At 70.4% G+C, this 13,591-nt stretch carries 11 protein-coding genes, 1 tRNA gene and 1 pseudogene; 3 read left to right on the top strand and 10 right to left on the bottom strand.

The window, feature by feature from the left end; translation table 11 throughout:
* Window positions 1-43 precede the first annotated feature (43 nt).
* From OF819_RS27060 to OF819_RS27035, 6 genes and pseudogenes are all read right to left on the bottom strand, one after another.
* Window positions 44-1,690, bottom strand: a complete 1,647-nt coding sequence (locus tag OF819_RS27060) for a long-chain fatty acid--CoA ligase (RefSeq protein WP_267246275.1) — start codon at window positions 1,688-1,690, stop codon at window positions 44-46.
* Between the two features lie 202 nt (window positions 1,691-1,892).
* Window positions 1,893-2,450 (bottom strand): SigE family RNA polymerase sigma factor, encoded by a 558-nt coding sequence (locus OF819_RS27055; RefSeq protein ID WP_267246274.1) that lies wholly within the window; start codon window positions 2,448-2,450, stop codon window positions 1,893-1,895.
* Between the two features lie 184 nt (window positions 2,451-2,634).
* Complete coding sequence (locus OF819_RS27050) at window positions 2,635-3,801, bottom strand: lipid-transfer protein (protein ID WP_267246273.1); 1,167 nt, start codon at window positions 3,799-3,801, stop codon at window positions 2,635-2,637.
* Window positions 3,802-3,938: 137 nt separating this feature from the next.
* A pseudogene (locus OF819_RS27045) lies at window positions 3,939-4,331 on the bottom strand (MaoC family dehydratase); the annotation flags it as partial.
* Between the two features lie 7 nt (window positions 4,332-4,338).
* Complete coding sequence (locus OF819_RS27040) at window positions 4,339-5,304, bottom strand: bifunctional MaoC family dehydratase N-terminal/OB-fold nucleic acid binding domain-containing protein (RefSeq protein ID WP_267246289.1); 966 nt, start codon at window positions 5,302-5,304, stop codon at window positions 4,339-4,341.
* 178 nt (window positions 5,305-5,482) lie between these two features.
* Entirely contained in the window at window positions 5,483-5,794 is a 312-nt protein-coding gene (locus OF819_RS27035) for a hypothetical protein (protein WP_267246272.1), read from the bottom strand.
* Between the two features lie 292 nt (window positions 5,795-6,086).
* Here OF819_RS27035 and OF819_RS27030 point away from each other — a divergent pair, with 292 nt between their 5' ends.
* On the top strand, window positions 6,087-7,022 hold the full coding sequence (locus OF819_RS27030; RefSeq protein WP_267246271.1) for a bifunctional DNA primase/polymerase: 936 nt from the start codon (window positions 6,087-6,089) through the stop codon (window positions 7,020-7,022).
* Here the strand turns inward: OF819_RS27030 and OF819_RS27025 are convergent.
* On the bottom strand, window positions 6,990-8,405 hold the full coding sequence (locus OF819_RS27025; RefSeq protein WP_323748973.1) for an isoafricanol synthase: 1,416 nt from the start codon (window positions 8,403-8,405) through the stop codon (window positions 6,990-6,992). The genes OF819_RS27030 and OF819_RS27025 overlap by 33 nt on opposite strands.
* A 360-nt stretch (window positions 8,406-8,765) precedes the next feature.
* Between OF819_RS27025 and OF819_RS27020 the strand changes: the two genes are divergently transcribed.
* Both OF819_RS27020 and OF819_RS29155 read left to right on the top strand, forming a co-directional pair.
* Window positions 8,766-11,711, top strand: a complete 2,946-nt coding sequence (locus OF819_RS27020; protein WP_267246269.1) for an ATP-binding protein — start codon at window positions 8,766-8,768, stop codon at window positions 11,709-11,711.
* 427 nt (window positions 11,712-12,138) lie between these two features.
* Window positions 12,139-12,528, top strand: coding sequence for a hypothetical protein (locus tag OF819_RS29155; protein ID WP_323748972.1), 390 nt, complete (start codon window positions 12,139-12,141; stop codon window positions 12,526-12,528).
* A gap of 7 nt (window positions 12,529-12,535) precedes the next feature.
* Here the strand turns inward: OF819_RS29155 and OF819_RS27010 are convergent.
* The 3 genes from OF819_RS27010 to OF819_RS27000 form a co-directional block, all read right to left on the bottom strand.
* Window positions 12,536-12,620, bottom strand: a tRNA-Ser gene (locus tag OF819_RS27010).
* 152 nt (window positions 12,621-12,772) lie between these two features.
* On the bottom strand, window positions 12,773-13,219 hold the full coding sequence (locus OF819_RS27005) for a hypothetical protein (RefSeq protein WP_267246268.1): 447 nt from the start codon (window positions 13,217-13,219) through the stop codon (window positions 12,773-12,775).
* A 12-nt stretch (window positions 13,220-13,231) separates the two neighbouring features.
* Window positions 13,232-13,591: hypothetical protein (locus OF819_RS27000; RefSeq protein WP_416370632.1), on the bottom strand; the 360-nt coding region annotated here is incomplete at its 5' end.

Below are 13,591 nucleotides of genomic sequence, written 5' to 3'. Positions count from 1 at the left end.
TCGGGACGGCCGTCTCGCGCCCGTCAGACGCAGGCGGTGCCGCTCAGATCCGGGTGACCTCCAGCTCTCCGTCGGCGTACTGCTTCCGGATCACCTTCTTGTCGAACTTGCCGACGCTGGTCTTGGGCACCGCCTCCACCACCGACCAGCGCTCCGGCAGCTGCCACTTGGCGATCCTGCCGGCCAGGAAGTCCTTCAGCGCGGCCAGTTCCGCCTTCGCGCCGTCCTTCCACACCACCGTCGCCAGCGGCCGCTCGCCCCACTTCTCGTCCGGCACCGCGACCACCGCCGCCTCCGCGACCTCCGGGTGGGCCATCAACGCGTTCTCCAGCTCCACACTGGAGATCCACTCCCCACCGGACTTGATCACATCCTTCGCCCGGTCGGTCAGCGTCAGATACCCATCCGGGCTGATCACACCCACGTCCCCGGTCTTCAGCCACCCGTCCTCGCTGAACTTGTCCTCCGGACGGACCGTCTCCCCCTCGGCGCCGCCGTAGTAGCCGCCCGCGATCCACGGGCCGCGCACCTCCAGCTCCCCCGCCGAGACCCCGTCCCAGGCCAGCGCCTTGCCGTCCGGGCCGATCAGCCGCGCCTCCACGCCGGCCGGGAACTTGCCCTGGGTGAGCCGGTACGGCATCTCCTCCTCCGCCGACAGCCCCGCCGGGGGACGCGCCATCGTGCCCAGCGGCGAGGTCTCCGTCATCCCCCAGGCATGACACAGCCGCACCCCGAGCTTGTCGTAGGCCTCCATCAGCGACGGCGGACAGGCCGAGCCGCCGATCGTCACCTGCCGCATCGACGACAGATCGCGGGGCCGGGCGGTCACCTCCGCCAGCAGCCCCTGCCAGATCGTCGGCACCGCGGCCGCATGGCTGGGCTTCTCCCGCTCGATCATCTCCGCCAGCGGGGCCGGCTGCAGAAAGCGGTCCGGCATCAGCATCCCGATGCCGGTCATAAATGTGGCGTGCGGCAGGCCCCAGGCGTTCACATGGAACTGCGGCACCACGATCAGCGAGGTGTCCTCGTCCGTCAGCCCCATCGACTGCGCCATGTTCACCTGCATCGCGTGCAGATACACCGACCGGTGGGAGTAGGCCACGCCCTTGGGGTCGCCGGTGGTGCCGGAGGTGTAGCACAGCGCGGCGGCGGACCGCTCGTCCAGCTCCGGCCAGTCGAACTCCTCCGGCCGGCCGGCGATCAGCTCCTCGTAGTCGTGCACCTGCGCCTGCGCGTCCGCCAGCACCGAGCGGTCCCCGGCGCCGGAGACCACCACATGCTCGACGGTGGGCAGATGGGGCAGCAGCGGGGCCAGCAGCGGCAGCAGACTGCCGTTGACGATCACGACCCGGTCGGCGGCGTGGTTGACGATCCACACCAGCTGCTCCGGCGGCAGCCGCAGATTCAGCGTGTGCAGCACCGCGCCCATCGACGGAATGGCGAAGTACGCCTCCACATGCTCGGCGTTATTCCACATGAGCGTTGCAATACGCTGATCCCCGGTGATCCCCAGCTCGTCGCGGAGCGCATGCGCAAGCTGCGCCGCCCGCGCGCCGGTCTCGGCGAATGTCCGCCGCTGTGGCTCCGCCTCCCCCGTCCATGTTGTGATCAGTGACGATGCATGCATCGTCGTCCCGTGGCTCAGGATGCGAGACACGGTCAGCGGTACGTCCTGCATGGTGCTGAGCACGGCGACCTCCCGGTGGGCGCTGGCGCTACGCGGCAGAAAGGGTTGGTGCAGATTCTGCTCACATACCATGCGGTATGTCACTACCCGGGGGTAAGGAATCGCCACTCGATCCTTGTCGTGCCGGCGGTTGCCGGCAGCTGCCGACAGCTGCCGACAGCTGCCCACAACCGCCGACAACCGCCGACAACCTCCGGCACATGTGTCAGCACATGGGCGAGAGTTCCGGGTCCTCGCGGAGCTTGCTCAGCGCACGCGACACGGCGCTCTTCACCGTGCCGACGGACACCCCGAGCACCTCGGCCGTCTGGGCCTCGCTGAGATCCTCGTAGTAGCGCAGCACGACCATCGCCCGCTGGCGGTCGGGCAGCTTCAGCACGGCGCGCCACATCGCGTCGTGCAGCGCCTGCCGCTCGGCGGGGTCGGGCTCGGGCGAGGCATCGCGCTCGGGCAGTTCCTCGCAGGCGAATTCGTCGACCTTGCGCTTGCGCCACTGCGAGGTGCGGGTGTTCAGCAGGGCGCGGCGGACATAGCCGTCCAGCGCCCGGTGGTCCTCGATCCGCTCCCAGGCGACATAGGTCTTGGCCAGCGCGGTCTGCAGCAGGTCCTCGGCGTCGCTCGGGTTGGCGGTGAGCGAGCGCGCGGTCCGCAGCAGCACGGGCCCCCGCGCCCGTACGTACGACGAGAACGATGCGTAGGACACAAAGCGTGCGGTCGTCGGCTCGGCGGCCGCGGCAGCGCTTGTGCAGACAGGCGTGGTCATGGCTCCACGCTAGAAGCGGCCTGTGCCGCGCGGATCGGCCCCAGGTCCCGAAGCCTTGTCCCTCTCAGGTTGTACGGGGAGCCGCGGCCGCACCTCCTGAAGGTGGAGGGCCCTGTCAGGGTCGCCGCGCAGCGCGGACGCCGCCCGCCGCGCGCCGCGGGGCCCGGCCATCCCGCTGCCGCGGTCAGCCGTCCGCACCCAGGATCAGCCCCGAGGTGGGCACGCCGGCGCCCGCCGTGACCAGCACCCTCGCCGCGCCCGGCGTCTGATTCGGCGAGGTGCCGCGAAGCTGTCTGACCGCTTCCGCGATGCCGTTCATACCGTGCAGATACGCCTCTCCCAGCTGGCCTCCATGGGTGTTGAGGGGCAGCGCGCCGGAGGCGATGAAACCGGCCGCCTCACCGGGCTTGCAGAACCCGAACTCCTCCAGCTGCATCAGCACAAAAGGGGTGAAATGGTCGTACACAATGCCTACATCGATATCGGCGGGCGCAAGCCCCGAGGTCTGCCACAGCTGGCGGGCCACCACCCCCGTCTCCGGCAGCACGGTCGGATCGCCCCGGTGGAAACCGGTCATCTGCTCCTGCCCGCGTGCCGCGCCCTGCGCCGCGGCGACGATCACCGCGGGGGGCTGTGGCAGCTCCCGGGCGCGCTCCACGCTGGTGACGACGATCGCCTGGCCCCCGTCGGTCTCCTGGCAGCAGTCCAGCAGCCGCAGCGGCTCCGCTATCCAGCGCGAGGCCGCGTGCTCGGCGAGAGTGATCGGCCGGCCGTGGAAGTACGCGGCGGGGTTGTTCGCCGCATGGCGGCGGGCGACCACCGCCACCTGCCCGAACGCCTCGGTGGTCAGACCGTGGACCTGAAGGTAGCGCTGCGCCGCCATGGCGACCCATGAGGCGGGGGTGAGCAGCCCGAACGGCATGACCCAGCCGAGGGCCGCGCCCTCAGCCGACGGCTCGCGGCGCTGCACCCCTGCCCCGAAGCGGCGGCCGGAGCGCTCGTTGAACGCGCGATAGCAGACGACGACCTCGGCGATTCCGGCGGCGACGGCGAGCGCCGCCTGTTGCACGGTGGCGCAGGCCGCGCCGCCGCCGTAGTGGACGCGGGAGAAGAACGACAGCTCGCCGATGCCGGCCGCCTGCGCGACGGTGATCTCCGGGCTGGTGTCCATCGTGAAGGTGACCAGTCCGTCGACGTCGGCGGGGGAGAGACCGGCGTCGTCGAGCGCGGCGCGCACGGCCTCGACGGCGAGCTTCAGCTCACTGCGCCCGGAGTCCTTGGAGAACTCCGTGGCCCCGATGCCGGCGATCGCCGCCCGTCCGCCGAGCGCGTCCGATCCCCGAAGACTCATCCGACGGCACCCCCGAACAGCAAGCCCTCCGGCCCCTCCCGGCCACCCGAGTCCCCCGAATCCGCTGAGTCCCGCGAGTCCGCAGCGCGCCCCGAATCCTCCGAGCCCGCATCGTCCGCGGCGCTCGCGGCATTCGCGGCGTCTCCTTCCGGCACGGATGCCGTCACCGTGCCCGTGACATGCGCGCCGATGCCGTTCACACCGGTGACCCGCACCGTGACCTCGCCGTCGTCCGCGACCGAGACGACCGTGCCGCGCAACACCATGGTGTCTCCCGGATAGTTGGGCGCACCGAGCCGTATGGCCACCCTGCGCAGCCGGGCCCGCTCGCCGAAGAAGTCGGTGACATACCGCCCCACCAGCCCATTGGTGGTCAGGATGTTCATAAAGATGTCGGGGGAGCCCTTCTGCCGGGCGAGCTCCGGGTCGTGGTGGACGTCCTGGTAGTCGCGGGAGGCGATGGCTCCGGCGACGATCAGAGTGCGGGTGACGGGGATGGCCAGTGGCGGCAGCTCGTCCCCGGGGCGCACGGCCATGTCACACCACGCTCCCGCGCAGGGGCCGGAAGACCGGCAGTTCCAGCTCCTCGTCGACTTGCTGGAACTCCAGCCGCACGGACATGCCGATGCGCACCTGGTCGGCCGGAACCCCGATGACATTGCTGACGATGCGCACGCCCTCGGCGAGTTCGATCAGCGCGACCGCGTACGGGGGATCGAACGCGGGGAACGGCGGGTGGTGCATCACCACATACGAGTAGACCGTGCCCGCGCCGCTCGCCTCGACCGTGTCCCATTGCTCGGAGCCGCAGCCGTTGCACCCCGGCAGCCAGGGGAAACGCAGGGTCCGGCAGCTCCGGCAGCGCTGGATCAGGAGGGTGTGCCCGGCCACGCCGTCCCAGAATCCGGCGTTGTCCCGATTGATCACGGGCCGTGGGCGGCGTGGTTCCGCGGCGTCATGCGCCGGGCGGGGGGCCGCGGCCGGGGCGTACTTGAGGATGCGGAAGCGATGGGCGGCGGCCGGCTCTCCATTGGCCCGGACGTCCGTCCGCGTGGTGATGAAGTGGCCCGCGCCCAGCTTTGTCGTCTTCCGGGGCGAGACGGATTCGATCACCGTACGGAAGGTGATGCGGTCGCCGGGCCTGAGGGGCCGCAGATACTCCTGCTCGCAGTCCGTGGCGACCACCGAGGTGCAGCCCGCCGCTTCGAGGAGCGCGAACAGCTCGTCCTGCGCCGTGCCGCCGCCCGGCTGCGGCGCGTGCCCCGCGAGGCCGCCCATCGTCCAGGCCTGGAGCATCGTCGGCGGCGCGATCGCGTCGGGACCGGTGTACGCGGGGTTGGCATCGCCCATCGCCTCGCACCAGTGCCTGATCATCGGCTCGTTGACCGGGTCCCTGCCGACGCCGGGGGCGGCGGCCGGCAGCCCCTCGTACGCCTTCAGCCGCCGGTGGAACGCCTCGTCCTCGTCCTCCTCCGCGGCCGCGCCGCGCTGCTCTCCGTCCAGCGCCTCGGTCACCACATCACCCGCCAGCGAACGCAGCCCAATGGTTATCTGACTGTCCGTCAGATCGGCTGGGCCTGTCAAGGCGGCGACAACGCGCGGCAGCCTGCGCGACGGCGCCGAAGCACCGCCGCACAGGCTGTCGCTCACCCCTCGGTCACCCCCCATCGGGCCACCGTGCTCACCACAGGTTCGTGAAGGTCACCACCGCGTTGACCTGCTCGACATTGACGTCGTCGGCGTCGTTCACAGCGGCGGTGTTGTTCTGGTTGGTCGCGCCGGAGCCGTTCGCGACCTGCTGGGTCGTGGTGGAGTTGCCGTTGTTGTCGTCGCCGACGCCGCTGCCGACGATGGCGGCCACGATCGCGTTCGAGGTCGATCCGTCGTCCGCACCCGCGCCGTTGTCGGCCTGGGCGACGCCCGAGAACATCAGGGCCGTCAGGGGCAGGGCGGCAACAGCAGCGAGAACGCGGGCGGTACGGATGCTTGCCATGTCTTTCCTCCATGAACCGGTACTGCGGAAGTACGGCTTGCTCGAAGTACGGCTTGGTCCAAGGCAGTTGGCCGACCGCCCCAGATCTTGTTCACGACGTCGCGAGATCAGAATTGCCCACCGAATCCCCGGCGAACCACTCCTGACCGCATGATTCGCCCTCAAGCGTGATGACTTGTCGATAAACCCCTTTCGTGACCCGAAAACCCCTGAAATCCCAGATCAGGCCATCGGGGCACAGCGGACCCATCCCCCCCTTCCCTTCTTCGAACGCTTGTACGAAAATCGAGGCATGGCCACCACCGACCGGCAGACCGCCACCCTGGCCCTCGCCCATGCCCTCTCAGCCGCCGAGCGCGGGCTCCCCGTCATCCCCCTGTCGCCCACGAAGCTCCCCGCCCTGCGCTCCCCCCACCGGGACGAGCCCCAGCCGGTCCGCTGCCGCGGGGAGTGCGGGCTGCCCGGCCACGGCGTATACGACGCCACCGCCGACCCCGCGGGCGTACGCGCGCTGTTCGCGGCCGCCCCCTGGGCCACCGGCTACGGCATCGCCTGCGGCAGACCACCGCACCATCTGATCGGCATCGACCTGGACGCCAAGTCCTCGACGGACGCCGTCGCCGCACTGCGGCACCTGGCGCTGCGCCATCTGTTCACGATCCCGGAGACGATCACGGTCCTCACCCCCAGCGGCGGCCGCCATCTCTGGCTGACCGGGCCGCCGGGGGTCGCGGTCCCCAACTCGGCTGGCCGGCTCGCCCCCGGGATCGACGTCCGCGGGACGGGCGGCTATCTGGTGGGCCCGGGCTCGGTCACCGCCCATGGCGCGTACCGGCCCGCCCCCGGCACGGCGCACCTGACGCCCGCGCCCTGCCCGCGCGCCCTGCTGCGCCTGATCACCCCGCCGCGCCATCGCCGAGAGCCGACCCGGACCGAGGAACCCGCCGAACCCGCCGGGCGGGACGGCCATGGCGCAAGCCGCGGGGACAGCCACGGGGAGGGCCACGGGGACGGCTGCGGGGAAGGGTTGATCCACTTCGTGCTGGCGGCGCAGGAAGGCCAGCGCAACACCCGGCTGTTCTGGGCGGCGTGCCGCGCCTATGAGAACGGCTTCGGCGAAAGACTCGCACCGGCCCTCACCGAAGCAGCCGCCCGGGCGGGCCTCCCGGAACACGAGGCCCGCGCCACAATCGCGTCAGCCTGCCGTCTGACACGGGGACGCCGCTGAGGACGCCGCCGCCGAGCCGCCACCCGGCGGCGGCCAGCCGGCCCGGCCGCGGTCCGCCGCCGTACCGCCCTCGCCCTCCGCGGCCTCGCCGCCGCCCGCACAGCCCGCACCATCCACGTCGCCCGCACAGCCCGCACCACTCACGCCGCCCACGCCGCCCACGCCGCCCTTGCCTTCGGCAGCTCCGGCGGCGCCGTCCGCGGCCAGCTGCGCCCAAGGACGCTGCCGGCCGCCGCTCACCGCGGCGATCCCGGTCTCTCCGTACCGGGACGTCGCCAGTGACCAGGCGAGATTGCCCGCCATCAGATGCTCCATGCCCTCCACATAGTGCGCGATGTGGCCCCGGACCTCCGCAGGCACGCGGCGCCGGCTCAGCCTCTTCGCCAGCGATGCCGCGAGCTGCGCAAAACGGGCGGCCCGCGCGGTGGCGAGTGCGGCAATGTGAGCTATTGACTCCTCCGGCGTACATCCCTGCTGCGCAGCGTGGATGATCACGCTGTTGTTCACATCTCCGGCCGCCAGCTCCTTGCTGAGCGAGACGATGTCATTGACGAAAATCACCACATCGGCGGTGATCTCCCGCATCTCCGGCAGCGGAGCCATGCCGTACAGCTCGTCCGGCAGGCTGTAGCCGCCGCACCGCTCGGTGAAGTCGAGACAGGGCTGCACACCGATGGAGTCCCGCCTGACCTCAAGGAACCGCTCCAGGGAAGGCAGCCGCTCCGCGTTCCTGTGCTGCGCCTCTGCTCGGTAGGCGGCCATATAGGCCGTCCAGTGCGCCCGGAACCGGCGCTGCCAGTCCGCCGGCCGCCCGTCGGTGCACCGCCGCCAGATGTCATGGAACGCCGCGACCAGCGGCCGGACGCCTTCGGCAGAGGGGATGTGCGACTGGCGCGTCCCCCAGGGGGAGCGGCCGTCGTACTGCCGGGGCACGCCGTCCCCCGTCATCGTTCCCGCCAGGGTGCGCACCAGGCCCTCGACGGCCGTCGGCCGCTTGCCCAGCCAGCCGTCGAACTGGTCGTCGAAGATAAAGAACCAGGCGTTGAAGTCAGCCGCCAGCTCCAGGTCAGCGGCCGTGGCGTCAGGGTAGAAGTACGCCATCAGCCGTTCGAGCCGGAGAGAGTCGTACTCCGCCGCTGCGGCGTCCCCCGTCAACAGGCCGATCCCCTGTACCCACTGCAGGGTATGCCTCCGGGCGCGCTCCGCGTGCGGACTGAAGCGCGCGGGGAACGGCAGCCTGACGGCGGAGGTCCGCCGGGTGGGATCGGAGCACGCCGCGGACCGGCCGGACGACGGCGGAATGCCGGACGATGGTGGAGTGCCGGATGACGACGGAATGTTCGAAGGTATCTGAGGCCCCTCGGGAGTCTGTGCGTTCGCCATGAGCGCCCCTCGAATCCCCGCACCCCCGTCAGCCGACGGCGCAGGTCTGAGCGTTGTCCCCGCACTACCAGGCTAGACAGGTCATATGGTCTGCATACCCGAGCGCGACCGGGCACGTGGAGCGTGAATCACGCGCAAGCGACGGCGCGCACGCCCCTCACACCAGCGTGCACAGAGCTGCGGCTGCGTCGGGTGAAACCCCAAGGCGGGCCCTGGTGTTACCAGATTCCAGTCCATTTCACGAGCAGAACGTCCGCACTGGACTACAGACCGTCCCGACGGGCGTACTCTTCGCCTATTCACGACGACACGAGCTACACCTACGACGACGACACATACGCGACGTTCGAAGGAACGGATGTGGCCAATACGGGATACGGGGCGGGGCGACCGCACCGGCCACTGCTGGAGCGTGACGGCGAACTGGCGGCAGTCGACGACCTGTTGACCGGGTTGTGCGGGTCGTCTCCCAGCCCCGGCTCAGCCGGCACGGGCGGATGGGCAGCCTTCGCCGGGCATGCCGGAATGGGCAAGACCGCACTGCTCGGGGAGGTGCGCAGGCGGGCCTCGGCCCGTGGCTGCACGATTCTCTCCGCCCGAGGCGGCGAGCAGGAGCAGGGTGTGGCGTTCCATGTCGTACGCCAGCTGATGCAGCCCGCGCTCGCGGCCGGCACAGAAGAGGAGCACCGCGCGATCCTGGGCGGCTGGTACGACATCGTCGCCCCTGCCCTGGGGCTGGTGGCGTCCGACACCGGCGGGATGCCCGATCCACAGGGCGTACGGGACGGCCTGGACTGGATCGCCACCCGCTTCGCCGTACAGCACGCGCCTCTGGTGGTGCTGCTGGACGACGCCCACTGGGCCGACGCCGAGTCGCTGGCCTGGCTCACCGGCTTCGCACCCCGAGTCGCCGAGCTGCCCATGCTGCTCGTCGTGGCCTACCGCCCCGAGGAACTGCCCGCCGACGCAGCGGCCTTCGCCAAGCTGTCGGAACGCCAGGGCACGCGGCCGTTTGAACTCGTGCCGTTCACCCAGGGCGCGGTGGCCAGCATCGTCCGGGAGACCCTCGGTGAGGAGGCCGACGAGGACTTCTGCCGCGAAGCCTGGGCGGTCACCGGCGGCAACCCCTTCGAGACCGTCGAACTCACCGCCAAGGTAGCCGACCGCGAGCTGAAGCCGCAGGCCGCACACGTTCCGGAGCTGCGCGAACTCGCCTCCGCCGTCAAGGGCAGCGGGCTCGTCGAGCGGCTGGAGAAACTCGGCACCTCGGTTGTGCGCTTCGCCTGGGGCGCCGCCGTGCTCGGCGCCGACGCGACCCGCGGCCTGGCGGCGAGCGTCGGGGGACTGGGCGACGCCGAATCCGCCGACGCGGTGGCGCGGCTGCGCGAGGCACGCATCCTCGCCGCCCCCAACCCCGACGCGCCTGACGACGACCGGCTGGAGTTCTTCCACCCGCTGGTCGCCACGGCCGTCTACCGGGCGATCCCGGCGACGTTCCGCGTCCTCATGCACGGCCAGGCAGCCAAGATCATCTCCCACTCGGGGCTGGGCGTCACGGCCACCGCCCGCCATATGCTCGAGATGCACCCCGAGAGCGACGCCTGGATCGTGCAGACGCTGCGCGCCGCCGCCCGCGAGTACATGCGTTCCGGTGCGCCCGAAGCCGCCCGGCGCTGTCTGGCCAGGGTGCTGCGTGAGCCGCCCGCCCTGGAAGAGCGGGCCAGCGTCCTGTTCGAACTGGGCTGCTCCTCACTGCTGACGGAACCGACCACGACGGTCAACCATCTGCGGGCCGCACTGGAGGAGCCCGTCCTGGACCCCGCCCTCCGCGAGGCGATCGTCTGCCGGCTGGCACAGGCCCTCGGCCACTCCGACCGTATGAAGGAGGCCGCGGAGACCGTCGCCGAAGCCGCCCGCGAAGCCACCAACGCCAGGACCCGGCTGCGGATGCAGGCGGAGCAGTTCATGTGGAACGCCTTCCGGACCGACGAACAGGACTCCCCTGCCCGTTCCCGCCGGCTGGCCAGGCTCGCCAAGCACCTCAGCGGGCGGGGTCTGGCCGAGCGCTACATCCTGGGGCTGCGCGGCTGGGACGCCATGGTGCGCGGAGAACCGGCGGCCACCGCGCTCCACTATGCGCAAGAAGCCCTGGGCGACGGTCTGAGCTGGACCGACGAGGAGTGGGGCTTCGAGGTTCCCGTGCTGGTCGCCCTCACCTTCATGTACTGCGACCAGCCCGGACGTGCCGAGGAGCTCTTCAACAAGGGCATCGCGGAATGCGAGGACAAGGGCTGGCGCGGCGCCCATCTCTCCTTCGGCTTCACCCTCCTGGGCTATATCCGCTACCGGCGCGGACAGCTCGACGAAGCCGAGGGCCTGGTCCGCAGCGGACTGCGGATCGCGGACCGGGTCGGTCACCAGCTGCCCGCCCAGTACTTCGCCATCGGCATCCTCATCGAGATCCTGCTCGCCCGGGGCCGCACCCCGGACGCGCAGAAGATCGCGACCACCTACAGCTACGGCGAGATCGTGCCCGGCGCGGTGGTCTATCCGGACTCCCAGACCGTCTACAGCGAGCTGCTGCTCGCCCTCGGCATGCGCAGGGAAGCCGAACAGCAGCTCATCCGGGTCGGCGAGCGCCTTGAACCACGCGGCATGCGCAACCCCGCCTGGTGCCCCTGGCAGCTCCATCTGGCCGAGACCCTCACCAGCACCGACCCCGAGCGGGCCCGGAGGTACGCGGACGAAGGCGTCCGCAGGGCCCGTCGCTTCGGCACCCAGGCCGCCATCGGACAAGCGCTGCGCGCCACCGCGGCCGTGGCGCACGGCGATGAGCGGCTCACCCTGCTCGCCCAGTCCGTCGAGCACCTCGAACGCTCACCCGCCGGCTACGAACTGGCCTGCGCTCTTGTGGACCACGGCATCGCCCTGCGCCGCGCCGGACTTCCCCGGGACGCCGCCGAACAGCTCCACCGCGGCCTGGAAAGCGCCGTCCGCTGCGGCGCCGACGGCCTCGCCGACCGCGCCCGCGAACACCTGGACGAGGCCGGCCTCTGGCCCCTCCAGCCACGCACCACACCGACCGACTCCCTGACCACACAGGAGCAGACGGTCGCCGAATGGGCCGCCCTCGGCTGGTCCACCACCCGCATAGCAGAAGCCCTGGGGACTCAGGACCCCGTGGTGACCCGCCTCCTGTCGGACATCTACCGCAAGGTCGGCTCGGACCACGCGGGCCTTCCCCACCTGATCGGCAACCAACCCACCCACTCCCCGATCCGCCTGCCTGACCCACCGTCCTCCTGACCCGCCCACCCCAAAGGGGCGCCACCCACCGGGCAGCGCCCCTTCGCCACAGCCGGCGCACGGCCCGGAAGATCAGTAGGATTGCGCTCTTCGGCTGGCGGGACCCAGCCGGAGTGCCCCTGAGGCTGTCTGACAACGATGACCCCCGAAGACACCCCGGCACGACTCCCACTCGACCGTGCGCTGGACTGCGTGGCCGTCACCTTTCGCGGTATGACCGCCCGCAGCAACGAGAGCCAGTGCGACTGTCACTGGGGCAGCGAGGAAGAGCTTGCACAGCTGAAGATCCCGGGTGTGGAGCTCGACCCGGACCTCCTGCGACGCACCTGGGATGCCCCCGACTGGAAGGACCACGGCGCGGTGCTGCGCCGTATCCTTCCCCAATTCTCCAGGGGGCTGGTCAGCGGCCTCGTGGACCATGTTCGGCATGGCCGAGGTCGGCCGCTCCTTCGCCCGCGGCCACTGGCAGCAGTGGCCCCCGCGCCAGAGCACGGCCGTGTGGGAGTTCCTGCATTCCTGGTGGGCGCACAGCCTCACCGAACCGGACCCTGCCGTCCCCGTGCACGAACTCCTCGCACTGTGCACCGAGGCATCCGGCACGCTCAGCCCGTGGCTCCACGCCTGGGAGGCAGTCGACCACCGCATTGCAGACCGGCACCTGGCCGAAGCGGCCGCCCACTGGGAGTACGACCTGCTGGGAGAGCAACTCCCATGGGACGCGTGGGAGAACGCCGAACTCCTGCTCACCGAGCTCAACGGCTACGTCGAGGAGTGCCGCCCGGTGGACGGCACCCCTTCTGACCAGCACCTACGCTGACCTGCTGCGGTGGGTGTGGGATTTGAACCCACGGTGGCTCGCGCCACGACGGTTTTCAAGACCGTTCCCTTAGGCCGCTCGGGCAACCCACCCTCGCCCCGTCCGGCCTGCGGCAGGGCGGGCTACAGCCTACCCGGCATGAGGGTGTGGAGGGGAAACCTGGCCAGAGGATGGCCACAAGGCTGACGGCTGTGGGCGACGGGGAGGCCAGCGCTTCGGGCGGCTTTGTCGTTAGGGCAGGGGCTCAGCCCCAGCTGAGCCACACCCACACCATGCAGGCCCCGACGATGGCGGAAGAGAGCTGCACGGTCAGCTTCAAGGGGGGCGGTTCACTGTAGCCGCCGAGGGCTCTCTGCTCCTGTGCGGCGGCTTCCTTCAGTTCTTTGCCGCGGCCGATGATGCCAACAGGAAAGGCGATCATCACCGTGGAATAGATGGACAGGACTCGGCCCATGTCGTGCCCTCGCAGACTGGCAGCCGCCGCCAGGAACACCACTCCCAAAAGGGGGGCGCAGGCAATTCGGATCTTGTACTTGCGTGTCGGCATCAGAGGGACGCAGACAGCCAGAAATATCGCCGTCACGATGGCGGCGATGATCCACCAAACGCCTACTGAGATCTGCGGAGGGTGCAACATCTTCTCCTTGAACCGCTGTGGTGCCCGCATATGCGGGCACCACAGCTCAGTCATTCACGGCGCTGGCTAGTCGAACCAGCCGGTGACCGTCGAATAGGCCGACGCAGCTGCCTCGCCGAATGCCTTCTTGGCCCGTGTGCCCACCGATTGTACTAGCCCGGAAGTGGCATCGATCAGCTTGTTGGACCGCATCCCCACCACACCGAGACCGAACCCGAGCGCTGATCCGATGAATTCCTTGCTCGTCAATCCGTGGGCAAATCCGTTCAGGACCATGCTGGCGCCGCCGGTGATGAGCGAAACACCACCCAGAACGCCCGCGGCCACCTGGCCGCCCGGAATGAGCGAGGCACCCGCTGCCAGGTAGCCGGTGGCGGTGCTAATGTCGCCCAGCACGCTGGCGGCCTTGGCAAGGTCTTCCTTGGA

It is taken from the genome of Streptomyces sp. PR69, assembly GCF_026420845.1.
Classification (GTDB): Bacteria; Actinomycetota; Actinomycetes; order Streptomycetales; family Streptomycetaceae; genus Streptomyces.
The sequence above is the reverse complement of the archived record's forward strand: the minus strand, read 5'-3'. Positions and strand labels throughout refer to the sequence as shown.

What these genes read in the sequence shown, in the direction of transcription:
- OF819_RS29155 (WP_323748972.1), top strand. Translation starts at nt 12,139, where the DNA reads ATGGCCGAGGTCGGCCGCTCCTTCGCCCGCGGCCACTGGCAGCAGTGG.
- OF819_RS27055 (WP_267246274.1), bottom strand. Translation starts at nt 2,450, where the DNA reads ATGACCACGCCTGTCTGCACAAGCGCTGCCGCGGCCGCCGAGCCGACG.
- OF819_RS27005 (WP_267246268.1), bottom strand. Translation starts at nt 13,219, where the DNA reads ATGACTGAGCTGTGGTGCCCGCATATGCGGGCACCACAGCGGTTCAAG.
- OF819_RS27035 (WP_267246272.1), bottom strand. Translation starts at nt 5,794, where the DNA reads ATGGCAAGCATCCGTACCGCCCGCGTTCTCGCTGCTGTTGCCGCCCTG.
- OF819_RS27030 (WP_267246271.1), top strand. Translation starts at nt 6,087, where the DNA reads ATGGCCACCACCGACCGGCAGACCGCCACCCTGGCCCTCGCCCATGCC.
- OF819_RS27050 (WP_267246273.1), bottom strand. Translation starts at nt 3,801, where the DNA reads ATGAGTCTTCGGGGATCGGACGCGCTCGGCGGACGGGCGGCGATCGCC.
- OF819_RS27025 (WP_323748973.1), bottom strand. Translation starts at nt 8,405, where the DNA reads ATGGCGAACGCACAGACTCCCGAGGGGCCTCAGATACCTTCGAACATT.